General features: G+C 51.5%; 21 protein-coding genes and 1 other RNA gene. 11 read left to right on the forward strand and 11 right to left on the reverse strand.

Annotation, left to right across the window (positions count from 1 at the left end):
- Positions 1 to 49: 49 nt before the first annotated feature.
- On the reverse strand, positions 50 to 3445 hold the full coding sequence (gene mscK / locus ED901_RS11725) for a mechanosensitive channel MscK (protein ID WP_122095995.1): 3396 nt from the start codon (positions 3443 to 3445) through the stop codon (positions 50 to 52).
- Positions 3446 to 3609: 164 nt separating this feature from the next.
- Complete coding sequence (acrR, locus tag ED901_RS11730; RefSeq protein WP_122095996.1) at positions 3610 to 4257, reverse strand: multidrug efflux transporter transcriptional repressor AcrR; 648 nt, start codon at positions 4255 to 4257, stop codon at positions 3610 to 3612.
- Between the two features lie 141 nt (positions 4258 to 4398).
- On the opposite strand from acrR, the gene ED901_RS11735 reads away from it, so the two are divergent.
- The 4 genes from ED901_RS11735 to ykgO all read left to right on the forward strand — a co-directional run bounded on the left by ED901_RS11735 (position 4399) and on the right by ykgO (position 9281).
- Positions 4399 to 5574, forward strand: a complete 1176-nt coding sequence (locus tag ED901_RS11735; protein ID WP_056771160.1) for an efflux RND transporter periplasmic adaptor subunit — start codon at positions 4399 to 4401, stop codon at positions 5572 to 5574.
- A 16-nt stretch (positions 5575 to 5590) separates the two neighbouring features.
- Positions 5591 to 8743 carry a multidrug efflux RND transporter permease subunit AcrB gene (acrB, locus tag ED901_RS11740; protein ID WP_122095997.1) on the forward strand — a complete coding sequence of 1051 codons (3153 nt, stop codon included), beginning with the start codon at positions 5591 to 5593 and terminating at the stop codon, positions 8741 to 8743.
- A 121-nt stretch (positions 8744 to 8864) separates the two neighbouring features.
- A complete protein-coding gene (locus ED901_RS11745; protein WP_056771154.1) occupies positions 8865 to 9119 on the forward strand; it encodes a type B 50S ribosomal protein L31 in 255 nt (84 codons plus the stop codon).
- Between the two features lie 21 nt (positions 9120 to 9140).
- The gene (gene ykgO / locus ED901_RS11750; RefSeq protein WP_015698299.1) at positions 9141 to 9281 is read left to right on the forward strand and encodes a type B 50S ribosomal protein L36; all 141 of its coding nucleotides are present in this window, start codon (positions 9141 to 9143) and stop codon (positions 9279 to 9281) included.
- Between the two features lie 123 nt (positions 9282 to 9404).
- Here the strand turns inward: ykgO and ED901_RS11755 are convergent, their stop codons facing one another.
- The 3 genes from ED901_RS11755 to ED901_RS11765 are packed head-to-tail and all read right to left on the reverse strand — an operon-like array spanning position 9405 to position 11909.
- Positions 9405 to 10283 (reverse strand): metal ABC transporter substrate-binding protein, encoded by an 879-nt coding sequence (locus tag ED901_RS11755; protein WP_056771151.1) that lies wholly within the window; start codon positions 10281 to 10283, stop codon positions 9405 to 9407.
- Positions 10284 to 10326: 43 nt separating this feature from the next.
- Positions 10327 to 11184 (reverse strand): metal ABC transporter permease, encoded by an 858-nt coding sequence (locus ED901_RS11760; RefSeq protein ID WP_056771149.1) that lies wholly within the window; start codon positions 11182 to 11184, stop codon positions 10327 to 10329.
- Positions 11181 to 11909 carry a metal ABC transporter ATP-binding protein gene (locus ED901_RS11765; protein WP_205965092.1) on the reverse strand — a complete coding sequence of 243 codons (729 nt, stop codon included), beginning with the start codon at positions 11907 to 11909 and terminating at the stop codon, positions 11181 to 11183. Before ED901_RS11765 ends, ED901_RS11760 begins: the two co-directional genes overlap by 4 nt.
- 356 nt (positions 11910 to 12265) lie before the next feature.
- Here ED901_RS11765 and ED901_RS11770 point away from each other — a divergent pair, with 356 nt between their 5' ends.
- The 3 genes from ED901_RS11770 (at position 12266) to ED901_RS11780 (ending at position 13479) form a co-directional block, all read left to right on the forward strand.
- Complete coding sequence (locus tag ED901_RS11770) at positions 12266 to 12619, forward strand: hypothetical protein (protein ID WP_122095999.1); 354 nt, start codon at positions 12266 to 12268, stop codon at positions 12617 to 12619.
- 242 nt (positions 12620 to 12861) lie between these two features.
- The gene (tomB, locus tag ED901_RS11775; protein WP_056771141.1) at positions 12862 to 13230 is read left to right on the forward strand and encodes an Hha toxicity modulator TomB; all 369 of its coding nucleotides are present in this window, start codon (positions 12862 to 12864) and stop codon (positions 13228 to 13230) included.
- A 45-nt stretch (positions 13231 to 13275) separates the two neighbouring features.
- Positions 13276 to 13479 carry an HHA domain-containing protein gene (locus ED901_RS11780; protein ID WP_056771138.1) on the forward strand — a complete coding sequence of 68 codons (204 nt, stop codon included), beginning with the start codon at positions 13276 to 13278 and terminating at the stop codon, positions 13477 to 13479.
- 83 nt (positions 13480 to 13562) lie between these two features.
- On the opposite strand, the gene ED901_RS11785 is transcribed toward ED901_RS11780, so the two are convergent.
- Entirely contained in the window at positions 13563 to 14510 is a 948-nt protein-coding gene (locus tag ED901_RS11785) for a LysR family transcriptional regulator (RefSeq protein ID WP_122096000.1), read from the reverse strand.
- Positions 14511 to 14650: 140 nt separating this feature from the next.
- Between ED901_RS11785 and ED901_RS11790 the strand changes: the two genes are divergently transcribed.
- Positions 14651 to 16438, forward strand: a complete 1788-nt coding sequence (locus tag ED901_RS11790; protein ID WP_122096001.1) for an adenine deaminase — start codon at positions 14651 to 14653, stop codon at positions 16436 to 16438.
- A 70-nt stretch (positions 16439 to 16508) separates the two neighbouring features.
- Entirely contained in the window at positions 16509 to 17858 is a 1350-nt protein-coding gene (locus ED901_RS11795) for an NCS2 family permease (RefSeq protein WP_056771129.1), read from the forward strand.
- A 77-nt stretch (positions 17859 to 17935) separates the two neighbouring features.
- Here the strand turns inward: ED901_RS11795 and ffs are convergent.
- An RNA gene (ffs, locus tag ED901_RS11800) (signal recognition particle sRNA small type) lies at positions 17936 to 18032 on the reverse strand.
- Between the two features lie 193 nt (positions 18033 to 18225).
- Here ffs and ED901_RS11805 point away from each other — a divergent pair.
- A complete protein-coding gene (locus tag ED901_RS11805; RefSeq protein WP_122096002.1) occupies positions 18226 to 18534 on the forward strand; it encodes an MGMT family protein in 309 nt (102 codons plus the stop codon).
- A gap of 52 nt (positions 18535 to 18586) precedes the next feature.
- On the opposite strand, the gene ED901_RS11810 is transcribed toward ED901_RS11805, so the two are convergent.
- Positions 18587 to 19168: a YbaY family lipoprotein gene (locus tag ED901_RS11810; protein WP_122096003.1), complete on the reverse strand. Its 582-nt coding sequence runs from the start codon at positions 19166 to 19168 to the stop codon at positions 18587 to 18589.
- A gap of 246 nt (positions 19169 to 19414) precedes the next feature.
- On the opposite strand from ED901_RS11810, the gene tesB reads away from it, so the two are divergent.
- Positions 19415 to 20281 carry an acyl-CoA thioesterase II gene (gene tesB, locus ED901_RS11815; protein WP_056771119.1) on the forward strand — a complete coding sequence of 289 codons (867 nt, stop codon included), beginning with the start codon at positions 19415 to 19417 and terminating at the stop codon, positions 20279 to 20281.
- 140 nt (positions 20282 to 20421) lie between these two features.
- Here the strand turns inward: tesB and amtB are convergent, their stop codons facing one another.
- From amtB to ED901_RS11830, 3 genes are all read right to left on the reverse strand, one after another.
- On the reverse strand, positions 20422 to 21711 hold the full coding sequence (amtB, locus tag ED901_RS11820) for an ammonium transporter AmtB (protein WP_056771114.1): 1290 nt from the start codon (positions 21709 to 21711) through the stop codon (positions 20422 to 20424).
- Between the two features lie 80 nt (positions 21712 to 21791).
- Positions 21792 to 22130 (reverse strand): P-II family nitrogen regulator, encoded by a 339-nt coding sequence (gene glnK / locus ED901_RS11825; protein WP_009639071.1) that lies wholly within the window; start codon positions 22128 to 22130, stop codon positions 21792 to 21794.
- A gap of 340 nt (positions 22131 to 22470) precedes the next feature.
- Entirely contained in the window at positions 22471 to 24255 is a 1785-nt protein-coding gene (locus ED901_RS11830) for a SmdB family multidrug efflux ABC transporter permease/ATP-binding protein (protein WP_056771988.1), read from the reverse strand.
- Positions 24256 to 24261: the final 6 nt, after the last annotated feature.

Here is a 24261-nt window from a genome sequence, read left to right on the forward strand (position 1 = left end):
TGTGGCTGGTCAGGGGATCTGATACTTTCCCCTGATTTGCACTCCCTGCCTAACCTTGCGTGACCGCGTCCGGTTCATCTCCCGGCTGCCTCATCATCCGCTTCACTTCCTGAATTTCATTACCGTCCTGATTATGCAAATACACTTCGAGCTGATTGAAGGCGATATTGATGCCGTTCTCACGGCAAAGTTTATCAATGCTGCGGTTCAGTTCATCGACGGTGTAACTGCGGTCACCCAATTCACGGACGTACACGCGCAATTCATGATCCAGCGTGCTTGCGCCGAAGTTAAGGAAAAATACCAGCGGCGAAGGATCGTTCATTACCCGCGGGTTTTCATGCGCCGCCTGCAATAAAATCTCCTTCACTTTGTCGAGGTCTGACCCGTACGCCACGCCGATTTTTATCAGCACGCGGGTCACGGTATCGGTCAGCGACCAGTTGATCAGCCTTTCGGTCACGAAGGCTTTGTTGGGAATAATCACTTCTTTACGATCAAAGTCAGTGATGGTGGTGGCGCGGATCCGGATCCGGCTCACCGTGCCGGAGAAGCTGCCGATAGTCACGGTATCGCCGATACGTACCGGGCGCTCAAACAGGATGATCAGGCCGGAGACGAAGTTGGCGAAAATTTCCTGTAAGCCGAAACCAAGACCCACCGACAGCGCGGCCACCAGCCATTGTAATTTGTCCCAGGAAACACCGAGCGATCCGAGCGCAGTCACGGCACCGATCACCGTGATCGAATAGGTGAGGATCGTCGTAATCGCGTAAGAGGTGCCCTGCCGCAGTTGCAACCGCGAGAGAACCACCACTTCAAGCAAGCCCGGTAAGTTGCGCGTGAGCACATAAGCGACAATCACCGCCAGGAAGCCGAGCAGTAAATTCCCCAGCGTCACAGTTTGCTGTGTCACCGTGCCCGCGACCGTGCCGGAGTAATGCCACAGCGAAATACTGTCGAGATAAGAGATGACCGTCAGTAAATCCGACCAGATCCAATAGAACACTGACGCGAAAATAAAGAACAGCACCATGGTGGTCAGTCGCAATGACTGCTGGTTGATCTGATCCAGCCTCAGCGGAGGTTCTTCGAGCGGTTCATTTCCTTCCACGCCGTCTTTGACCGCCGTGGTCTGACGCCGTGCCAGCGCACGCCGGTACGCCAGACGCCGTGCCGCCACGCTCAGTCCGCGCAGCGCAGTAAGGTAGATAATGTTCCAGAATATCAGCAGATACAGGCTGTCAAGCCAGCGCCCGGCCAGACGCAGCGTGGTGTAAAAATACCCCGTGACCACCAGCCCGACGAGGAAAGCCGGCGCCAGCGCGATGGCCGTCACCATGACCAGACGAATGCTGTGTGAGTCTTTATCCCGCCAGCCGTCGCGCGCGATCGGAAAGACCAGCACCGTCAGCGCAATAAGCGTCAGGAAAATCACCACCTGCCCGATGATGTCATCCACCAGACCGAGCGGCGCTTTTTCACCACGCACCGACCAGAAAATCAGTGGCAGCATCACCAGACTCAGGCGGATCACCGAGCGGCGGTAATGCGCGCACGTCGTCGCGGGCATCGCGAAGTGGCGCTCATTGATTCCACCGGGTTTAAGTATGCGATAGCAGAATCCCATCACCAGCTGGAAAACGGCCAGCCGCTGCGAGAGCGTCCATAAGAAGTCGTTGAGTGCGATATCGCACTGCGAAAACCAGTAGCCAACACCGAGCATCAGTAATACGCCCGGCAACACGTTGAGCACCATCAGCAACAGCGCCTGCGGCGTGTGCATCTGGCTGTCGCGCCTGAGCTGCCCGACATCGTTACTCAGGCTTTCGATCCGCTGATTGATGTATTTTCTTCGCCACAGCAGCACAAGGATCGCCACCAGCAACGGAACGGTGACCGGCAACGAGTGAATCGCGCCAAGCATCAGCTCGCCACGGGGAATGCTGATGCTCAGACTGCTCAGCTGGTTTTTGACGTCACCGGGCAGCGATTTGATGAACTCCCAGTTCATCGGCTTATTACTGCTTACCCAGAAAATTTGCTGCGTCAGCGTTTCGGTCAAAGACTGGTTGATGCTGAGCAACTGCTGCTGATTAATCTGCAAATTAATCGCCAGCGAAAGCTGATTACCGAGCTGTTTATTCAGCTGATCCAGCAATTCACGGCGCATATCGACGATCTGATCTAACGCGTCGCTGATATCTTCATTAATGGTTTCTTTACTGTTGCTGACCACGCCCTGAATGTAGCTGTCACCCTGAAAAAGCGCATCACGCTGCTGGTTAATTTTGAACTGTTCCAGGCGTAAATCTGCAATACGCGTACTCATGTCGGTCACCAGCCCTGAAGGCGGGATGGTATTTTGCTGCTGCTGATAAAGGATTCGCGACAACAGGAGGCTGCCCTTGAGCACGTTAATCTGTTCTTTCAGGTCGTGCTCCGCCTGCGCTGAACGGTCCAGCCAGTTTTTCACCGTGATGTTGTTTTGCACCAGCTGATTGCCCTCTTCGGTCGCGGCAATCAGACGCTCACTCAGCTTGCGGTTGATGTCCAGCTCCTGCGCCACCAGCGGGTCGTTCTGAATATTGGAGGTGTCGTCCGGCGTCTGGGCTTCTTTCGCGGTGCGCTCGGAGAGGATCAGGCGCTTACCGTTCACCACCTCCTGTAATAACTGAGCGGTATGTTCAAGCTGATTAATATGCGCATTGGTGTAATCACGTTGTTTTTGCAGTAAATCTTGCAACGTGGTGTTGGCTTCAAGACTTTTACGTTGCAAATCAATCTGCGCATTCAGCAATGCCTGCTGGGTCACCAGCATGGTTTGCTGCGTATTACGTAAATCCTGCTGCCCTGGCGACATCCCGTTAAGCTGATTACGGATTTTCTGGATGGCCATGGAATAGGAATACATGGCGTTCTGTACCCTTTCCGGCTGGGTTTGCAGGGAGATTAACTGGGTGTTGAACGTCGAGAGATCTTCCTGTGAAGACTGAAGATCGTCGAGGGTATCGTTAAGACGGTTCTCCAGCTGGCGCAGGGCCAGAGAAGAAAGCTGCGCTTTATTCACGTCGTCTTTCGCGCTGTTTTTGAGTTGATCGAGCCCGTCCATTGCCGCGCGCAATTTCTGTGGCGCTTCGGTCACCTGCTGATGCAATTGCGTGGCATCCTGCTTCACGCGATCCAGCGCATCAAGATACTCAAGGGTGTGAATCAAATCCTGTTGTGACAATTTATCAACCGGCGTGAGATTTTTTTGCCGGTTAAGGGCATCGAGCTGGTTTTGCACTTCATTGCGGGAGGGAACATCGTTACTTGCCGCCAGAGAAGGAAGCGAGAAAAGTAAAAGTGCTGCGCACATAATGAGCGAATAAATACGAATTATCCCGTGTTTTTTCCGGGTTAATGTGCGGTCAGAAGGTGCAGTCAGAAACCGGATCAACATACGTAAACTTCAACTCATTTACCGAATGAATAGATGGTGACGACAATAGCAGCCTTCAGTTTGAAAGGAAGGGGAAAAGCGTTTCAGAATACAACATGCGATGGGCGATATTTTACATAGAATAAGGGATAAAGATTGCAGGCTTATTATTTTTACAGAAATGATTAATGCGGCGTTTTAGTTGAAATGAGATAGGAGGAATGGCGAAGCATATCAAGATAGGTATCGATGAATCTGCCGGCATTGGCTTCTAAATCAAAGCTTTCCGGTATAAATAACCAGTTTTCCATCAGACCCGTGATGTAAGCGCGCAGGATAATGGCCGCCTGGCGGGTATCCAGTTCGGCGGGCAACTGTTTTTCATCAATGCAGCGCAGTAGAATACGTTCAATTTTACCGTACCCTTCCATATAAAGTGATTTGCGCGCTTCGTGTACCGACGTCATCTCCCCAACAAATTCACATTTATGGAATATAATCTCCATCAGTGCTTTACGTTGTGTATCGGTCACCGTAGAAACAAGAATGTAAATTAAGATTTCGCGCAAAATGCGCAGTGGATTATTCGGAAACTTTGTCTGATACTCTACTTCGAGCACTTTTATACGGGATTCATAGGCTTCCCAAATCGCGTTAAACAGTTCTACTTTGTTCCTGAAATGCCAATAAATTGCGCCCCGCGTCACACCGGCTGCATTCGCAATATCAGTCAGTGATGTCGACGATACCCCACGGGCAGAAAACTCTCGCACAGCAGCATCCAGAATCTGTTGTCTGGTTTCCAGCGCCTGTGATTTGGTTTTTCGTGCCATAGGTTTATCTTTCAGGGGAGTTTGATTTACATACATTCTTGAATGTATGTAACATAGCATGCACATACTAAAAGCGCAGCAATGGATTTGGAATGTTGTGATCCATTGGACAATTTGAAATCGGACACTTGAGGTTTATTTATGAACAAAAACAGAGGGTTAACGCCTCTGGCGGTAGTTCTGATGCTATCCGGAAGCATAGCACTTACAGGATGTAACGATAAAGAAGCTCAACAAGGCGCACCCCATGCTCCGCAGGTTGGCGTCGTTACCCTGAAAACTGAACCGCTGAATGTGACTACCGAACTTCCAGGTCGTACTGCTGCTTTCCGCATTGCTGAAGTACGTCCGCAAGTTGGCGGTATCATTCTGAAACGCAACTTTGTTGAAGGCAGCGAAGTCAAAGCTGGCACCTCTTTATATCAAATTGATCCAGCCACTTATCAGGCCGCGTATGACAGCGCTAAAGGCGATCTGGTTAAAGCTCAGGCCAACGCACAGATTTCCCGCGTGACCGTGAATCGCTACAAACCTCTGCTCGGCACCAACTACATCAGTAAGCAAGATTACGACACCGCAGTCGCAACCGCTGCGCAAGCTGATGCTGCCGTGGTCAGTGCTAAAGCGGCCGTCGAAACCGCCCGTATCAATCTGGCTTACACCAAAGTCACCTCCCCTATCAGCGGACGTATCGGTATTTCGTCTGTGACTGAAGGTGCGCTGGTGTCAAACGGTCAGGCGACTGCGCTGGCGACCGTGCAACAACTCGATCCTATCTACGTTGACGTGACTCAGTCGAGCAACGATTTCCTGCGTCTGAAACAGGAACTGGCTGACGGCTCCCTGAAACAAGCCAACGGTAAAGCACAAGTCAAACTGCTGATGGACAACGGTAAGGAATATTCACAGGCGGGTACATTAGAATTCTCTGATGTGACTGTTGATGAAACCACGGGCTCTATTACGCTGCGTGCCATCTTCCCGAATCCACAGGACTCACTGCTGCCAGGTATGTTTGTGCGCGCGCGTCTGGATGAAGGCGTAAACAACAACGCTCTGCTGGTTCCTCAGCAAGGTATTACCCGTAACCCACGTGGTGATGCAACGGCGATGGTGATTGGTGCTGACAACAAAGTTGAGCTTCGTACCGTGACGACCACACAAGCAATCGGCGATAAATGGGTTGTGACCGATGGCCTGAAAAGTGGCGATAAAGTCATCGTAACAGGTCTGCAAAAAATTAAGCCGGGCGTACAGGTTACTGCACAGGAAGTTGATCAAAAAGCAGCTGCATCCGATACAGCGACGAAGTCTTAATAGGAGCCGGTAATTCATGGCTAAGTTTTTTATAGATCGTCCCATCTTTGCATGGGTGATCGCCATCATCATCATGTTGGCAGGGGCATTGGCAATTCTTAAATTGCCTATCGCACAGTATCCAACGGTTGCGCCACCGGCTATCCAGCTGACCGCAACTTATCCGGGCGCCGATGCGCAAACGGTTCAGGATACGGTCACCCAGGTTATTGAACAGAACATGAACGGTATCGACAACATGATGTACATGTCGTCGACCAGTGACTCTTCAGGTACTGTCCAGATCACTCTTACGTTTGCTTCCGGTACCGATGCGGATATCGCACAGGTTCAGGTTCAGAACAAACTGCAGCTGGCAACGCCGTTGCTGCCGCAGGAAGTTCAGCAACAGGGTATTTCCGTAGAGAAATCGAGCAGCAGCTTCCTGATGGTCGCAGGCTTTATTTCTAATAACGGCACAATGACGCAGGATGATATCGCCGACTACGTGGGTTCGAACATCAAAGACCCGGTCAGCCGTACATCAGGCGTAGGTGACGTTCAGCTGTTTGGTGCTCAGTACGCGATGCGTATCTGGATGGATCCGAACAAACTGAACAACTTCCAGCTGACGCCGGTTGATGTCATCAATGCCATTAAAATCCAGAACAACCAGATTGCAGCAGGTCAGCTCGGTGGTACACCGCCGGTTCCTGGTCAGCAGCTGAACTCCTCTATCGTGGCTCAGACACGTCTGAAGTCCGCCGATGAGTTCGGTAAAATCATTCTGAAAGTGAATCAGGACGGCTCTCAGGTTCGCCTGAAAGACGTGGCGAAGATTGAACTGGGTGGTGAAAACTACGACGTTATTGCCCGCTTCAACGGACAACCTGCTTCCGGTTTGGGTATCAAACTGGCGACCGGCGCGAACGCCCTTGATACAGCCGCATCGGTCAAGGCAACGCTGGCTAAACTGCAGCCGTTCTTCCCGGCAGGCCTGGAAGTTGTTTATCCTTATGACACCACGCCGTTTGTAAAAATCTCGATTAAAGAAGTGGGTAAAACACTGTTCGAGGCCATCGTCCTGGTATTCCTGGTGATGTTCTTGTTCCTGCAAAACTTCCGCGCAACGCTGATCCCAACGATTGCCGTTCCGGTGGTATTGCTCGGTACGTTTGCCGTCCTTTCTGCGTTTGGCTATTCGATAAACACCCTGACGATGTTCGGGATGGTGCTCGCGATAGGCTTGCTCGTCGATGACGCCATCGTCGTGGTCGAGAACGTCGAGCGCGTCATGGTTGAAGATGGGCTGCCACCGAAAGAAGCTACCAAGAAATCCATGGAGCAAATCCAGGGTGCACTGGTGGGGATCGCGATGGTGCTGTCCGCAGTATTCATCCCGATGGCCTTCTTCGGCGGTTCGACCGGGGTTATCTATCGTCAGTTCTCCATCACCATCGTATCTGCCATGGTGCTGTCGGTTCTGGTGGCAATGATTCTGACGCCGGCGCTTTGTGCGACCATGCTTAAGCCGATTGCCAAAGGCGAGCACCACGAGAAGAAAGGTTTCTTCGGCTGGTTTAACAAGAAATTTGAGCAAAGTACGCACCACTACACCGACAGCGTGGGTAACATTCTGCGCAGCACGGGCCGTTATCTGGTGATTTACCTGCTGATCGTTGTCGGCATGGCATTCCTGTTCATTCGCCTGCCAACCTCCTTCCTTCCGGAAGAAGACCAGGGCGTATTCCTGACCATGGCACAGTTGCCTGCAGGTGCAACCCAGGAACGTACACAGAAAGTGCTCGATGAAGTCAGCGATTACTATCTGACGAAAGAAAAAGCCAACGTAAACTCCGTGTTTACCGTTAACGGCTTTGGTTTCGCGGGTCGTGGTCAGAACACCGGTATCGCGTTCGTCAGTCTTAAAGACTGGTCTGAGCGTAGCGGCGCTGAAAACAAAGTTCCTGCGATTGCAGGCCGTGCAATGGGCGCATTCAGCACCATTAAAGATGCCATGGTGTTCCCGTTCAACTTACCGGCAATTGTTGAGTTGGGTACGGCGACAGGCTTCGACTTCCAGCTGATTGACCAGGCTAACCTCGGGCATGACAAACTGACGCAGGCACGTAACCAGTTGCTGGGCATGATTGCTGAGCATCCGGACTTGCTGACTCAGGTTCGTCCGAACGGTCTGGAAGATACTCCACAATATAAAATCGAAATTGATCAGGAAAAAGCCACGGCGCTTGGCGTGTCTATTTCCGACATCAACACCACGTTAGGTGCTTCGATTGGTGGTAGCTACGTCAACGACTTTATCGACCGTGGTCGCGTGAAGAAAGTGTACGTGCAGGCTGAAAACAAGTACCGCATGTTGCCTTCAGACATTAACAATCTGTACGTCCGCGGCAGCGCGGGTCAGATGGTGCCGTTCTCCGCGTTCTCCAGCGCGAAATGGGAATACGGTTCACCGCGTCTGGAACGTTATAACGGTTTGCCATCGATGGAAATCCTTGGTCAGCCAGCTCCGGGCAAGAGTAGTGGTGATGCCATGGCGATGATGGAGTCTCTGGCTTCTAAACTGCCAAGCGGCATCGGCTATGACTGGACGGGTCTGTCTTATCAGGAACGTTTATCCGGTAACCAGGCTCCGGCGTTGTACGCTATCTCGCTGATTGTCGTGTTCCTGTGTCTGGCGGCGTTGTATGAGAGCTGGTCGATTCCATTCTCGGTCATGCTGGTCGTTCCACTCGGTGTTGTGGGTGCGCTTCTGGCAGCAACGATGCGCGGTCTGAGCAACGACGTTTACTTCCAGGTGGGTCTGTTAACCACCATAGGGCTGTCAGCGAAGAACGCCATATTGATTGTTGAGTTCGCCAAAGACCTCATGGATAAAGAAGGTAAAGGGCTGATCGAGTCAACGCTGGAAGCCGTCCGTATGCGTCTGCGTCCGATACTGATGACGTCACTGGCCTTCATCCTCGGTGTAATGCCGCTGGTTATCAGCTCCGGCGCAGGTTCCGGTTCTCAGAACGCCGTAGGTACCGGCGTTATGGGCGGGATGATCACGGCAACGCTGTTGGCGATCTTCTTTGTTCCGGTCTTCTTCGTGGTGGTTCGCCGCCGCTTCGGTAAGAAGAATGAAGACATTGAACATACGCATAAAGTAGAGCATCCGACGCTGTAACCGGATCCCCTACCCTGACGAAAGGCCGCTTATGCGGCCTTTTTTTTCGTCTGATGCTTGAACATGAAAACAGATGGGCGCATACTTATTGTTATAGTATAACATAACATTTAGAGGCATTATGAAACCCGCTATCCATCCTGCTTACCGCACGGTTGTATTTCACGACACCAGCGCTAACGAATACTTCAAAGTCGGTTCGACCATCTCGACTGACCGTACCATTGATCTGGAAGGTGTCACTTTCCCCTATATCACTATTGAAGTGTCTTCCGCATCGCATCCGTACTACACCGGCAAGCAGAAAGAGTATTCAAAAGAAGGCAGCACCGCACGCTTCAACCAGCGTTTCGGCAGCTTCCTCGGTAAGAAGTAATCAGCATCAGGGAGAATTTTTATGCAGGTTCTGAGTTCACTACGTTCGGCTAAAAAACGTCATCCGGATTGCCGCGTTGTTCGTCGTAAAGGACGAATTTATGTGATTTGCAAAAGCAATCCACGGTTTAAAGCCGTGCAAGGCAAGAAGAAAAAACGCTAAGCGCTGTCTCATACGGCCTTACGCCTGAAAAAACAAAAGCCCCGTCGCTTGCCCGACGGGGCTTTTTCTATGCTAAGACATGATGTAAATCTCCCCACGTACAAACCGTGGGGAGGGTAGTTCTTATTTCATGCTGGCGACAATTGTCTCAACGTTATGTTTGAACGCTTTGACGTAAGTCGTTGCCGGGCCTTGTGGCCCTGACAGCGCTTCCGGATACAACTCCCCACCCGGTTGTGCTCCGCTGGCGGCAGCAATCTGCTTCACCAGGCGCGGATCGGTCTGATTCTCGATGAAATAGGTTTTTACCTTCTCATCTTTGATCTGCTTAATCAAAGACGCCACACCGCTGGCGCTGGCTTCCGATTCAGTTGAAAAGCCTACCGGCGCCATAAAACTCACATGGTATTCCTGACCGAAATAACCGAAAGCATCATGGCTTGTCAGCACTTTACGTTTTGACTGAGGAATGCCGGCGAACTCGGTTTTCGCCCACGAATCCAGTTTTTGCAGTTGTTCAATGTAGGCCTTACCACGCTGACGGAAATAATCAGCATCTTGCGGATCGGCTTTGATCAACGCATTCATCACGTTAGTCGCATAAATCACACCATTTGCCATACTGTTCCAGGCATGTGGATCTGTGATTTGCTTTCCGTCTTCTTCCATTTTACGGGAATTGACACCTTCAGATGCCGTCACCAGATGGCCTTTGTAGCCCGATGCCGTCACCAGACGATCGATCCAACCTTCCAGCCCTAAGCCACTGACGAAAACGACATCAGAGGCGTTGATGGCTTTGCTGTCCTTTGGCGAGGGTTCGAAACTGTGCGGATCACCATCCGGTCCCACCAGCGAAGTGACCTTCACGTGCTCGCCTCCCACCTCCTGAACAATGTCACCCAGAATAGAAAAACTGGTCACCGCATTCACGGTTTTCGCCATCGCCAGCGGGCTCGACAGCAGGGCAGCTACTGCGAGTGATACAGGTAATACTTTCATCATGTCCCCTTAATTGTGGTACTGCATTTTCATTGTTTTACTGCTAACAACGCGAGGCCGTTAACATCCCGCCCCGCCTTCCAAATAATACTGAAATAAAGAAAATCACCGTTGCGCTGAGGACGATCGCCGGTCCGGCGGGCAATGAGGCGTAATAAGACCAGATCAGCCCGACAACGCTGGAGAGGATGCCGATAATCATCGCGCTCAGAAGAGTGTGAGGTAAATCCCGTGCCCAGAATCGCGCGCTGGCCGCGGGTAACATCATCAACCCGACGGACATCAGCGTGCCGAGGATTTGAAAACCGGCCACCAGATTGATCACCACCAGCGCCAGAAAAATGCCGTGGATCACCGCCAGCCATTTTCCGGCGCTGACCCGCAAGAATAACGAGTCAAAAGACTCAATCACCAGTGCGCGATAAATGCAGGCGAGCATCAGTAATGACGCGCTGCTGATGATCCCAACCATGATCATCGCGGAAGAATCGATGGCCAAAATGGAGCCAAAAAGCACATGCAGCAGGTCAACGCTCGACCCCCGCAACGAAACCAAGGTGACGCCCAGGGCAAGCGAACCGAGATAGAACCCGGCAAAACTGGCATCTTCTTTCAATTGCGTTTTACGACTCACCAGCCCCGATAACATCGCGACCGCTAACCCGGCAATAAATCCGCCAATGCCCATCGCCACCAGTGACATACCCGAAATCAGATAACCGATCGCCGCGCCCGGTAAAACGGCATGAGAAAGCGCATCCCCCACCAGGCTCATGCGACGTAACAGAAGGAAAACACCCAAAGGCGTGGCGCTTATCGATAACGCAATACACGCGATCAAAGCACGGCGCATGAATCCGAATTCAATAAACGGGTCGGCAAGCAAATGGAAAAGCATCATGAATTTGCGACTCCCGCCGCCAGAGCAAAAGGTTCTACCGAGACACAGGCATGCGACGGGTTGGGGAAATGGCTCAGAACCTCGCGGGCGCTTCCCCACAGATTCTGCTGAGCACTGAGGTAGAGCACGTCAGGAAAATGCCGCGCTACCATAGAAATATCATGCAAAACCGCGATGACGGTCTTACCTTCCTGATGCCATTGCGCAATCACATTTAACAACAGCGCGGTGGTCTGGCTGTCAATGCCGGTAAAAGGCTCATCAAGCATAATCAGGGGCGCCTGCTGGACCAGCAAGCGGGCAAACAAGGTGCGTTGCAGTTGTCCGCCGGAGAGCGAACCTACCGGGTAATGTTCCATTCCGGTCATGCCAACGGTTTCCAGCGCCTGCGCAACATTTGCCGCAGACTGCCGGTTAATACCACCAAATAAACCGCTCTGCGGCCAGCACCCCATGGCGACAAGATCCACAACGCTGATGGGAAATCCGCGATCCAGTTCAGTCTGCTGAGGTAAGTAGGCCAGGCGCGGCCGCTGGCCCTGACTGAAAGTAAAATCTCCCGTAATCGCCTGTTGCAGGCCTGCCACTGTTTTTAAGAAAGTCGATTTACCGGCACCGTTAGCGCCAATCACCGCCGTCAGCGAACCCGTTAAAAATCGTCCACTTAGCGGCATCGCAACAGCGCGGCGGTCATAGCCGACTTCAAGATTGTTAACGAAAATCATGGTAGCGAAATCGCCCAGTAAATTGCGGTCCAGAGAACAACGAGCACGGCCAAAACCCCCATGCAGCGTAGTGGCGAAGAAATGGTAAAGAGTGTTTTAGTCATGGCGCCCCCAAATAGTTATAATATAACATCACATGAAGGCGTTTTTATCAATACATGAACTGTTTCAGTTTCTTAACGGCGTGAAGTCCCCCAAAACTGTAAGAAAAGGGTAAAAAATAATGTACATATCCTAAACATGATGAAAATCAACTGACTATGCGTAAAGGCATTGGAAATTTTTTTTTCCACTAAATCCACAGAATACTCAAAGTATGTAATAATGAAGAGATACAGGTTTAGAGGATAAAAGGCGTGCGGAAAATCATTCCCGGTAATATTTATGGGCAAAATCCGTCTCTTAAAACGTTACAAGAGATTATTGAACGTTCTTTATCTGAAATTGAAGAACCTTTAATTGGCGATTTATCTTATTTTTCTGAAAATGCCCGTTATGAGCCGAATTCCATGGAAATCGTGTCTATAACTCAAACAGGCAAAAGCATATATTCAATGAGTTACAGGTTCAAATGGACGATTTTCAATGGATGCCTGGACATTAATGCTGATGAATTCACAACGCAAAATGTCACATTCTCAGTCACCTCTGAAGGGCTTGAGTTTGATATTATTGATATGTCCAGAGGAACAACTTCAGACGAATTGTAAGTTTGAGTAATACGTTTGCACAGCGTTCTAAAAATGAATTATATTTAAACCGTTGACTGTAGAATTATCCCATGTAAAACCTCCTGTCTGAGTCCGTTTTATTGTGATTGTTACTGATGTTTAACTCATGATGTGTAGTTCTTAAAAAGTGTAGTGAGAGCTGTTTCCTGTAAGCCATTAAGTTTTGTTGTTTACTCACAGAGTGTTATCAACACCGAATAAACCATTACGGAGGGGATGATATGGATGAGTACTCGCCTAAGCGGCACGATATCGCTCAGTTACGATTCCTGAATGAAATGTTGTATGATGAAGGGATTGCGACACTGGGTGACAGTCATCATGGTTGGGTCAATGACCCTACATCAGCTGTTAACCTGCAACTCAACGAACTGATAGAACACATTGCATCTTTTGTGATGAGTTTTAAAATTAAGTACCCCGACGATAACCATTTAAGTGATCTGGTTGAAGAGTATCTGGATGATACCTACACCCTCTTCAGTAATTATGGAATTAACGATTCTGATTTACGCCAATGGCAAAAGACCAAAAAGCGATTATTCAGAATGTTCTCAGGGGACTACATCTGTACCCTAATGAAGACTTGAGTAATAATTTATATGTTGTCATCAGAAAAAAATGAAAAGGCTACGATGAACAAAATCGACTATTTGATGCGTTTAAGAAAATGCACCACTATTGATACGCTTGAACGTGTTATTGAAAAAAATAAGTATGAGCTTTCCGACGACGAACTCGAATTGTTTTACTCGGCAGCTGACCATCGTCTGGCTGAACTGACGATGAATAAGCTATACGATAAAATCCCCGTTGCCGTATGGAAGTTTGTACGTTAAGTGCTTGCACTGAGCCGAATTATCGTGCGGCTCAGTGTTTATTATTTCAGCAATACTACGTTAGCGTTGTTAAACAATTTTCCTCACAGCACTCTTTCATTCTTTTCTTTGATTCGTTGATGAAACGTCTTTAAGAGAAATTGAAAACACTGTTCTGTTTTTGCTGATCGTAATGGAACCGGTTTACGCATCATGGCGACCGTTCGACTTAACATTGGCTGCTGCAAGTGGATCACCGTTAATTCATTATCGTTCAGCGTTGCCGTGTATAATTCCGGTAAAATCGCCAATGCCATGCGCGACCGTACCAGTCCATATAACGTTTCCTGAAAATCTACCCGGTAGCTGACGCGTAAATTCAGATGATGACTCTCATTCATCGCCGTCACCAGCCTGCTTACATTTCCTTTTGAAAACAACGCAATGTCCCTTTTTGCCAGTTGCCGCCACGGGATGTTATGCCCTTCTGCCAGCGCATCATCACGCCTGATCACCACGACAAACGGATCTTCGAGCAGCGGATATATTGCTATCGATTCCGGTACGGTACTGTCGGTAGCGCCGATACCAAAATCAACAGAACCGTTCTCGAGTTCCAATAATAATGCGTCATTTGTCAGGTCATGGAATTCCACACGCATATCAGGGAAATATTCAGATAATAATTGTGGCACCGCCGGAAATAATAATGTGCTGACGGAAGGCACTAATCCGATACGTAAAGTTCCATCTCCGCCCTGGTGCATAATTTGCTGCATATCATCGAACACGCTGTGAGCAGTATTCAATAAGCGTTCTGCATACGGCAGCACAGCTTCGCCCTGCTCAGTCAGCCTGACGTTCTGCGCCGTCCGGTGCAATAACTTCCCACCCAACACGGATTCAATTTGTCGCAGCGCACTGCTTAACGCAGGTTGGCTGATTGCCAGACGGTTCGCCGTTTCAGTAAAACTGCGCAATTGCGCCAGCGTCACAAAATATTGAATTTGCTTGAGAGACAGCGCAGGCAGACGACGCCAGGGTTCAGACATAATGTGCAGAGGTTCCGGTCAAAATAGAAAACGTTTGCCCAGCATAACCGCATCTTATAATCGGATAAAATAAATCATCTGTGCAAAGCCCCTTCCTCTCCCTACATTAGCCACATCATTCTGCAAATCCGGAAACTGCTATGACCGAGAACCTCGCTTCCCTGCCCTTACGCCAGCGGGCGATTGATGCCGCATTAGGGAAAATTCCTTTTGACCATTTGCTGATCAACGCAAAGATCGTCGACATGGTGACGGGTGAGGTCCGTAATGCAGACGTGGGTCTGGTCGGTCACATGATTGCCAGTGTCCACCCACGTGGAAAATTTACCCGGTCGGAAAATATTGATGACTTATCAGGTCTTTATCTTTCACCCGGCCTTATCGATACCCATGTTCACATTGAAAGCTCCCACCTGCCCCCTGAAAAATATGCGGAGATCGTTGTCGCTCAGGGGACGACGACCGTGTTTTGGGATCCTCATGAGCTGGCAAATGTGCTGGGCGTGGCCGGCGTTGAGTACGCAGTCAAAGCCAGCCGGGGTTTGCCATTGCGTGTGATTTGCGCGGCGCCTTCCAGCGTGCCTTCAACGCCGGGTCTGGAAATGTCGGGTGCAGATTTCAAAGGCCAGGAAATGCAAACCATGCTGAGCTGGCCCGAAGTTGCCGGCGTCGCGGAAGTCATGGATATGTATGGCGTGCTGAACGGCAGCGAACGCATGATGGAAATCCTTGATGCCGGATTACGCAGCGGCAAACTGATCGAAGGCCATGCGCGCGGGCTTAAAGACGAGCAGCTCCAGGCCTATCTGGCGGCAGGTGTGACTTCCGATCATGAACTGACCTCAGCGGAAGATGCGCTGGAGAAATTGCGCGCAGGCCTGACTCTGCAAATTCGTGGTTCTCATCCTTATCTGCTGCCGGATATTGCTGCCGCTCTGCTGGCCTTACCGCATCTTTCCTCGCAAATTACGCTGTGTACTGACGACGTGCCACCGGATCATCTGCTGGAAAAAGGCGGACTGATCGCGCTGGTCAAACTGCTGATCTCCTTTGGCTTACGTGCTGAAGACGTGTTGAGAATGGCGACATTTAACGCCGCCATCCGTATGCGCCGCTCAGATCTCGGGCTGATTGCCGCTGGCCGCACTGCTGACATTATTGCATTCGACTCTCTTGAGACGCTCAACCCGCGCAAAGTGTATGTCGCCGGAAACTGCGTTGCAGAACACGGGGAAATGTTATTCAGCCCCGCTGCCGCCAGTGACGTTATCCCGCCACGCGACACCATGCGCCTGCAAAAAGTGGCCGAAGCTGATTTCCATTTTAAAATCCCCGGACTGAAAAAAGGTAAGGCGCGCTTACGTAACATCAAGGGCGCTCGCTTCACGCAATGGAGCGAAGTGATTGTGGAAGTCAAAAGCGGAGTCGTACAAATTCCGGAAGGTTTCAGCCTGATTTGGGTACAGCACCGGCATGGGCGTCATGAAGCCACGCCGAAAATGGCGTTGCTGGAAGGCTGGGGAGAATTACGCGGAGCGATAGCCACCTCTTACTCCCATGACTCACATAATCTCGTGGTTATTGGCCGTCATCCCGCCGACATGATGCTGGCCGCCAATCAGCTGATCGCCAGCGGCGGCGGTATGGCGCTGAGCCAGAACGCGACGTTGCTGGCCAGTGTCGATATGCCGATTGCCGGAATGCTCTCAGATTTACCCGCAGACGTGCTGGCCGCACAGTTTAAAAACCTTCGCGAGCTTAGCGCGCAGATCGCTGACTGGGAGCCGCCGTACCGGGTCTTTAAAGCGATCGAAGGAACCTGTCTCGCCTGTAATGCTGGGCCACATCTGACGGATTTAGGGCTGACGGATGGCGGATTGCGCGAGATTGTCGATCATGTTTTGGAAATCTGGCCCGACGAGGCCTGATCTTTATTAATAAGAAACACAAAAAAAACAGCACGCACCACTCATTAATGACGATGTTCAGGGGAATTTTATGACCGACAGCTCTGTGAAAAATGTGACAGCCTCATCGGGTGAAAGCTGGTTGCAGCGCCGCTTTCAGCTTCGTCAGCGGGATACGAAAGCGAAAACCGAATGTCTGGCCGGGATCACCGGTTTTCTGGCAGCGGCTTATTTGCTGATAGTGATCCCCGGTCTGCTGGCGGCGGGTGGCATGGATAAAGGAGCCGCCACCACCGGCGTCATTTTGGTATTTGTGTTGGGCTCTTTGCTGATGGCGTTCTACGCGAATCTGCCGTTTATGGTTGGCCCTGGCATCGGCGGTTCGGTACTGGTCGGTATTACGCTGGCCGGAGACGGTATCACCTGGCCAATTGCGCTGGGTATCGCCTGCTGGTCAGGGATCTTATTTTTTGTGATGACGGTATTCGGCCTGCGTGAAGTCGTCACCCGCTCGGTTCCGCAATCCATCAAACTGGGTCTGACGGCGTCGATCGGTATTTTCGTCGCGCTGCTGGGTTTTCGTAATGCAGGCCTGGTGCTGGCCAATGCCAAAACGCACGCGCTGGCACTGGGCGATTTCACTTCTCCGGGTGCGCTGATTGCTTTGCTGGGTTTGCTGGTGGCAGTGGGTTTACAGGCTCGTAAAATCCCCGGCGCTATTCTCTGGGCGATTCTGCTGGCAACGGTGGCCGGGATCCCGTTTGGCGTAACGCATTTACCTGAACAGTGGATCGCTTTACCACATTCTCTCGCCCCGCTCTGGGGGAAAGTCGATCTGACTGGCGCTATCAATATCGCCTTCCTGCCATTTCTGTTTATCTTTTTCGCCTCAGAATTCTTCTCAACCATGGGCACCACGCTGGCGGTGGGCGGTGAAGCCGGACTGCTGGATGAACACGGCAACATGCCGCACATCAACCGGCCCTTTATGGTGGATTCGATTGCTGCGGCGCTGGGTCCGGTTGTCGGTATTCCTGCGGCAACCGCATTAATCGAATCCTCAGCGGCGGCTGAGGCGGGCGGGAAAACGGGTCTGACGGCGCTGGCGGCGGCGGTGATGTTCCTGCTGATGCTGCTGTTCACGCCGGTGGCACTGATGATCCCCAAAGAAGCGACCGCACCGGCGCTGATCCTCATCGGCCTGAATATGTTCAGTAATCTACGCAAAGTGGACTTAGCGAATTTCACCGATGCTTTACCGGTGCTGCTCATGGTGATGATTACCCTGATTTCCAACAGTTTTGGTACGGGCATCGCGGGCGGATTGCTGTTTTACATCATCATCAACGTGGTGGCAGGAAAAATGCGCGAAGTGCCGACAGGGCTGTATATCCTGGCAATCCCGCTGGTGTATTACTTCACGACGCTGGTGCATCACTGAAACAAAAGAAAAAAGAGACTGGCGTTAGGAATCGAAAAGAGAAGGCGTAAAGTTTGCGGGGCCTGAAATGGTGGAGGCCCTGCCAGCTACATCCCGGCACACACGACACCTGCTATGGCTGCTTCCTTCCGGACCTGACCGAGTTAACAAGTTAGTGTTGCGGGAGAACCAACAGGGCCCCCATTGTCGTTGTTGGCTTCTCTTCTCTTTACGGGAGAACTGAAGCGGTGGGCATTATCAGTGATGCCCACCGCAAAAGCAAGTTAACCGCCGACAACCGGTGTTTTCTTAAACAACAGCGCCGAAACTCGCCTGTCTGAGACGCAAAATTACGTCATACTGTCCGGCAGACACTGAGGAGGATGTAATGTCGGAGCCCGATAACTTTCGTCAGCGCGTATTTCAAATTATAGCGGCTATCCCCGCAGGCCAGGTCACAACGTACGGTAATGTGGCACAACTGGCAGGATCGCCACGCGCTGCCCGTCAGGTTGGCGGCGTGCTGAAGAAATTGCCCGAAGGCAGCACCCTTCCCTGGCACCGCGTGATTAACCGCCACGGCGAGATTTCATTGCAGGGTGAAGATTTTAAGCGCCAGCGTCAGGCGCTTCTGGCCGAAGGCGTCGTCTTTAGAAAAGGCAAAATCGATTTAGATAAGTATGGCTGGAAGTGGTAATGCACATAAAAAAACACCGCCGGAGCGGTGTTTATTGTTACAGCAGCAGACATTAATAAGCAGGCGACGGAGCGACTGCGCTGACCGGTGCCGGAGCGGTGCCTAATCCTGTCGGCTCAGACGGGTTGCTCAGTGGCCCTAATGCACCCGGCTTGGTGGCAACAGGAACGGAGACAACCGGGACAAGTTGCAGATCCGCACGTGTACCCTGTCCATTGTTAATCACTTCTTTAATGGAGTCGGTCACGAAGGTCATCTGACCATTGATGGTCACCGCCGCACTCAGGATAACGTGTGAGTTAGGTGGAATGTCCTGTGGGTTATACGGCAGGATAAACGTGAATGGTGCCTGCTTACCCTGCGTTCTCGCCACTTTCTGCGAGATCACACGCGATGGTGCATCAGCAACAGAGGCATCGGACAATGTCACGGTCAGTACCGCGTCAGGCGGCAACGCCACACGCTGAGCGATAAACACACTACCGGATACGTTTGGCCCCGTTATCGCGGGTTGGGTGGCCGGACTGGCTGCCGTATTCACCGGAGCCTGCTGCGCGGGTGCCTCATGATGCTGTGCGCATCCGGCAAGAGTCAGAGACAGCGCGGTTCCACCTACTATCTGCCAAAGTTTCATAGATCGTACTCCCTTTTTATTATTCGCTTGTCGACAAGCTGTAATAAACGCCGACATGAAAATGGTTTCTTTAACCAGCGTACCTGTTAATCATGGCACAATAATCTGAATTTTTCCTCCCGGTGGCTAAACAGGTCTTCTGAGCGCCCGTAAGATCCTCTATCATTAACAGGTTAGACCTGTGCTTTTGCTGCGCTTACGGGCTGCATCAGGCATGAATTAACCGGTAACTTTCATGAGGCCACTATGAGTCAGGCGTTAATAAATCTGCTGGATCTTCTGGATCTGGAAAAAATCGAAGAAGGGCTGTTTCGTGGTCAAAGTGAGGATCTGGGCTTGCGCCAGGTCTTTGGCGGGCAGGTTGTCGGGCAGGCACTCTACGCAGCCAAACAAACGGTGCCGGTTGATCGCGGGATCCACTCGTTCCACAGTTACTTTTTACGTCCGGGTGACAGCAGTAAACCGATCATCTATGACGTGGAAAACTTGCGCGACGGCAACAGTTTCAGCGCCCGTCGTGTGAAAGCGGTACAAAACGGTAAACCTATTTTCTACATGACAGCCTCTTTCCAGAGTCATGAAGAGGGTTTTGAACATCAAAACACCATGCCTGATGTACCGCCGCCCGAGTCACTGATTTCGGAGTCAGACATTGCCAAAAATCTTGCGCATCTGATCCCTGAAAAAATTCGTGATAAATTCCTCCGTCACCGGCCGATTGAAATGCGCCCGGTGAAATTCCATAACCCGCTGAAAGGCACTAAAGAAGAGCCGCACCGCGCGGTGTGGTTCCGCGCCAACGGCGAAATGCCTGATGATCTGCGCATCCATCAGTATCTGCTCGGTTATGCTTCAGACTTCAATTTCCTGCCGACCGCATTGCAACCGCACGGAATTGGTTTTCTGGAGCCTGGAATGCAGGTCGCGACCATCGATCATTCGATGTGGTTTCACCGGCCATTCCGTATGGACGACTGGCTTCTTTACGCGGTTGAAAGCACATCAGCTTCCGGTGCCCGTGGTTTTGTACGCGGTCAGTTCTATACCCGCGAAGGGGTGCTGGTTGCCACTACGGTGCAGGAAGGTGTGATCCGTCAGAGAACGGCAGAATAAGCTTTTCAGTCTGAAAATCAGGCATTAAAAAGGGGCGATAGTGATATCGCCCCTTTTGCTATTCATCATTATTTTTAGTTTTGGTACTGCCGTTCAAAAAGCGTTAGCGCACTGCCTTCTCTGAATGTATATGACTGAGATTACTGGTTGTAAGCATTTTCGCCGTGGCTGTTGACGTCCAGACCTTCACGTTCCTGTTCTTCAGGAACACGCAGACCGACCAGCATATCAGCTACTTTATAAGCGATGAAGGCAACAACACCTGACCAGACCAGCGTAACGCAGACGCTGAAGAACTGTACCCAGACCTGATGGCCCATGGTGACGCCTTCTGCATAACCCACGCCGCCCAGTGAGCTGGAAGTGAATACGCCGGTCAGCAGGCAGCCTACGATACCGCACACGCCGTGCACACCGAATACGTCGCAGGTGTCATCAACACGCAGCCATTTTTTCAGGGTAACCACCCCCCACAGACCGGTAGCACCACCGACCAGACCGATAATCAACGCACCACCCACGCCGACCGTACCACAGGCTGGCGTGATGGCAACCAGTCCTGCGATGGCACCGGAGCTTGCGCCAAGCAGAGAAGGTTTACCGCGAACCATCCACTCTACAAATGTCCATGACAGGATTGCGCCAGCCGTTGCGATAACGGTATTGAGGAAAGCCAGAGCCGCAATTGGACTTGCTGCGCTTGCTGAACCGGCGTTGAAACCGAACCAGCCAACGTAAAGGATCGCCGCACCTGTGAAGACCATTGGCAGGTTGTGTGGCTTGAATGCTTCTTTGCCAAATCCTGCACGTTTACCCAACAGGTAGGCACCGACCAGACCCGCGATGGCGGCGTTAATGTGAACCACCGTACCGCCGGCAAAGTCCAGCGCACCGTCTGCTGCCAGGAAACCCCCCGCCCAAACCATGTGAGCCATCGGAATGTAGGAGAAGGTCAGCCAGATCACAGTGAAAATCAAGACCGCAGAGAAACGTACACGTTCAGCGATACCGCCCACGATCAGCGCCACGGTGATACAGGCGAATGAACACTGGAACGCCACGTGAATCATCTGCGAGAAGGTGCCGGTGACCGAATCAAGGCCGATGCCTTTCATCATCACATTACCGAAACCGCCGAAGAACGCGTTGCCTTCGCTGAAGGCCAGGCTGTAACCGTAGAGGATCCACAGAACGCAGACCAGTGCGAACGTCACGATGACCTGAGTCAGCATAGATAACACGTTTTTAGAACGCAGTAAGCCGCCGTAGAACAGCGCCACACCGGGCACGGTCATAAAAAGCACCAGTGCAGTACAAATCATCATAAAGGCATTGTCAGCACCGTTAGCGGCTGCTGGCGCTGCTGCCATGGCAAGCGAAGGCAACAATGCAACCGCCCCAAGCCCCATCATGGATAAAAGTTTTTTCATTAGTAGCCCACCCCTGTTCTCAAAACTGTTTTTCTAAGCTCTTTTATCTCAACTCTTCATTCAAAGAGATGAACCTGAAATTACAGTGCTGCTTCGTCGGTTTCACCGGTACGAATACGGATAACGCGTTGCAATTCAGCAACGAAAATTTTGCCGTCACCAATTTTCCCGGTGTAGGCCGCTTTGCTGATCACGTCGATCACTTCATCGAGCTGATCGTCAGCGATAGCAATATCGATTTTTACTTTTGGCAGGAAGTTCACGCTGTACTCTGCACCGCGATACAGTTCAGCGTGACCTTTCTGACGGCCGAAACCTTTAACTTCCGTTACGGTCAGGCCCTGAATTCCAACAGCAGACAGCGCTTCGCGCACGTCTTCCAGCTTGAAAGGTTTGATCACCACAGTAACCAGCTTCATTTTGCCACTCCTCGAATTAAGGGCTTGCCGCGGAAAAACCGCGCCCGATACGAAATGGATAAAGCAAAGGCTGTGCCAGAGTTGAAATTGCGGAGAGATTCGTTTGATTACCGCGTAATACGGCATTTTCAGAATATTCGTGACGAGGCGCACACTTGGCCGTTCACATCATTATCATGACGCGCGCACCAATAAGGTGCCGACCGCTGCTTTTTAGTGCAGTGACATCACGCCCAGAGACTTGATGCCAGATGAAGGTGCAGGCCAGAAAAAAGGAGGGGGGAAATCGGGAGAAAAAAACCACCCCAACGCGGTGCACTATGCTGCGTTGGGGCGGGTATCAGGCGTTTTGCGTCGCCGGCGTGGCCTGCTCCGCTGAGGCAAGTTCCTGACCGGCAAGCTGCAGCTGATACATCTGATAATACCGGCCTTTTTCAGCCAGCAGTTGCAGGTGATTGCCCTGCTCCACTGCCTGACCACGATGCAATACCAAAATGTTATCCGCATCGACAATCGTCGAAAGACGATGGGCGATCACCACCAGCGTCGTTTGCTGTCGGATGGCCCGAAGTGCACGCTGGATCGCCTGTTCAGTACCTGAGTCGATATTGGCAGTTGCCTCGTCAAGGATCAAAATCTCCGGGGCCTGCACCAAAACGCGCGCCATGGCCAGCAACTGTTTCTGACCTACCGAGAGATTATTTCCCTGTTCGCCGAGGCGAGTGTTTAAACCTTCCGGCATTTCGCGAATAAGAGGCGAAAGCTGCACAATATCCAGCGCGTGCCAGACTTGCGCTTCATCGATGTCGCGCCCTAACGTGACATTGGCGAAAACCGACTCAGCCAGCACCACCGGATCCTGCTGAACCATCGCAATCCCTTTACGTAAGCTGGCGTGCGAGAGATCGGAAATGTGACGGCCATTAACCCGGATCTCTCCTTTATTGAGCGGGTAATATCCCATCAGCAAATTCGCCAGCGTACTTTTACCGCTACCCGTATGCCCGACCAGCGCAACGAAACCTCGCGATGGCACATGCAGGGATATATTTTCCAGCACCCATTTGTCCGGCAGATAGGCAAAACTGACGTCTTTAATGTCTATCTCGCCGCCGGTAAGTCTTTTGTCGTCAGCCCCGTATTGCTGCTGGGTTCGGTCCATCAGGTCAAAAATTCGTTCACCCGCGACGACGGCCTGCTGAAGAATCGACTGCTGCGAGGTCAGCTCGATCAAAGGCTCGTTCAGACGCCCCAGATAATTGATGAAAGCATAGAGAACACCGACGCCGACTGAACCTTCTGCGCTGAATCCGAACAGCAGTAACAATCCGCACAGAATTAACGAGGAGAACAAACTGAGCAATGGCCGCAGAAGAAAGCCTTCCAGCCGCAGCGTTTGCATACGCGCCAGATAATGCGACTGACTGGCACGGGTCAAACGTTCGCCAAAACGCTTTTGCTGGCGGAACTGCTGGATGACATTCATGCCGTTAATGACTTCGTTGAAACCGTCATTGATGTCCGCCAGATAGCTTCGGACTTTACGAACAATCGGGGTACTGTAAATCTGGTACAGCCCCATCACGACGAAAACCGCCGGGAAAATACATATCGCCACCGAGGCCAGACGCCAGTCAAGACTGAACATTGCCACCAGCATCGCGCCAATCAACGCAATACTGCGCAATACGGTCGAGACGACGGTTACGTACAGATCGCGGATCACTTCCGTATCATTTGTGACACGAGAAATCAGTTGCCCGACGGGCTGAGTATCAAACGCACTCAGCGGCTGGCGCAATGCAGCATCCATCACATCGGTACGCAAACGCTGAACCACGCCCACTGCGGCCCGGTTAAACAGCAACGCCTGGAAATAGTGCAATCCGGCAGCCAGAAACTGCAGCAGGATAAAGCACAATGCCAGCAGACTGATTTTGTCCCACGGCATTTCGCCTTTGGCGACATAGTGGTCGATAAAGAAACTGATCAGAATCGGCCCGGTCACCTCTGCTGCTGCCGCAATCCACAACATCAGCACCGCGACAGAAAGAGGTTTTCTGTAAGGCTTACCGTAGACCAGCAGGCGCTTCAGCGTCGGCCACATCTTTTGAATTTTACTCACTTTTTG

Source organism: Rahnella sp. Larv3_ips, from assembly GCF_003697865.1.
Lineage (GTDB): Bacteria > Pseudomonadota > Gammaproteobacteria > Enterobacterales > Enterobacteriaceae > Rahnella > Rahnella rivi.

What these genes read in the sequence shown, in the direction of transcription:
- mscK (WP_122095995.1), bottom strand. Translation starts at nt 3,445, where the DNA reads ATGTTGATCCGGTTTCTGACTGCACCTTCTGACCGCACATTAACCCGG.
- acrR (WP_122095996.1), bottom strand. Translation starts at nt 4,257, where the DNA reads ATGGCACGAAAAACCAAATCACAGGCGCTGGAAACCAGACAACAGATT.
- ED901_RS11735 (WP_056771160.1), top strand. Translation starts at nt 4,399, where the DNA reads ATGAACAAAAACAGAGGGTTAACGCCTCTGGCGGTAGTTCTGATGCTA.
- acrB (WP_122095997.1), top strand. Translation starts at nt 5,591, where the DNA reads ATGGCTAAGTTTTTTATAGATCGTCCCATCTTTGCATGGGTGATCGCC.
- ED901_RS11745 (WP_056771154.1), top strand. Translation starts at nt 8,865, where the DNA reads ATGAAACCCGCTATCCATCCTGCTTACCGCACGGTTGTATTTCACGAC.
- ykgO (WP_015698299.1), top strand. Translation starts at nt 9,141, where the DNA reads ATGCAGGTTCTGAGTTCACTACGTTCGGCTAAAAAACGTCATCCGGAT.
- ED901_RS11755 (WP_056771151.1), bottom strand. Translation starts at nt 10,283, where the DNA reads ATGAAAGTATTACCTGTATCACTCGCAGTAGCTGCCCTGCTGTCGAGC.
- ED901_RS11760 (WP_056771149.1), bottom strand. Translation starts at nt 11,184, where the DNA reads ATGATGCTTTTCCATTTGCTTGCCGACCCGTTTATTGAATTCGGATTC.
- ED901_RS11765 (WP_205965092.1), bottom strand. Translation starts at nt 11,909, where the DNA reads ATGATTTTCGTTAACAATCTTGAAGTCGGCTATGACCGCCGCGCTGTT.
- tomB (WP_056771141.1), top strand. Translation starts at nt 12,862, where the DNA reads ATGGATGAGTACTCGCCTAAGCGGCACGATATCGCTCAGTTACGATTC.
- ED901_RS11780 (WP_056771138.1), top strand. Translation starts at nt 13,276, where the DNA reads ATGAACAAAATCGACTATTTGATGCGTTTAAGAAAATGCACCACTATT.
- ED901_RS11785 (WP_122096000.1), bottom strand. Translation starts at nt 14,510, where the DNA reads ATGTCTGAACCCTGGCGTCGTCTGCCTGCGCTGTCTCTCAAGCAAATT.
- ED901_RS11790 (WP_122096001.1), top strand. Translation starts at nt 14,651, where the DNA reads ATGACCGAGAACCTCGCTTCCCTGCCCTTACGCCAGCGGGCGATTGAT.
- ED901_RS11795 (WP_056771129.1), top strand. Translation starts at nt 16,509, where the DNA reads ATGACCGACAGCTCTGTGAAAAATGTGACAGCCTCATCGGGTGAAAGC.
- ED901_RS11805 (WP_122096002.1), top strand. Translation starts at nt 18,226, where the DNA reads ATGTCGGAGCCCGATAACTTTCGTCAGCGCGTATTTCAAATTATAGCG.
- ED901_RS11810 (WP_122096003.1), bottom strand. Translation starts at nt 19,168, where the DNA reads ATGAAACTTTGGCAGATAGTAGGTGGAACCGCGCTGTCTCTGACTCTT.
- tesB (WP_056771119.1), top strand. Translation starts at nt 19,415, where the DNA reads ATGAGTCAGGCGTTAATAAATCTGCTGGATCTTCTGGATCTGGAAAAA.
- amtB (WP_056771114.1), bottom strand. Translation starts at nt 21,711, where the DNA reads ATGAAAAAACTTTTATCCATGATGGGGCTTGGGGCGGTTGCATTGTTG.
- glnK (WP_009639071.1), bottom strand. Translation starts at nt 22,130, where the DNA reads ATGAAGCTGGTTACTGTGGTGATCAAACCTTTCAAGCTGGAAGACGTG.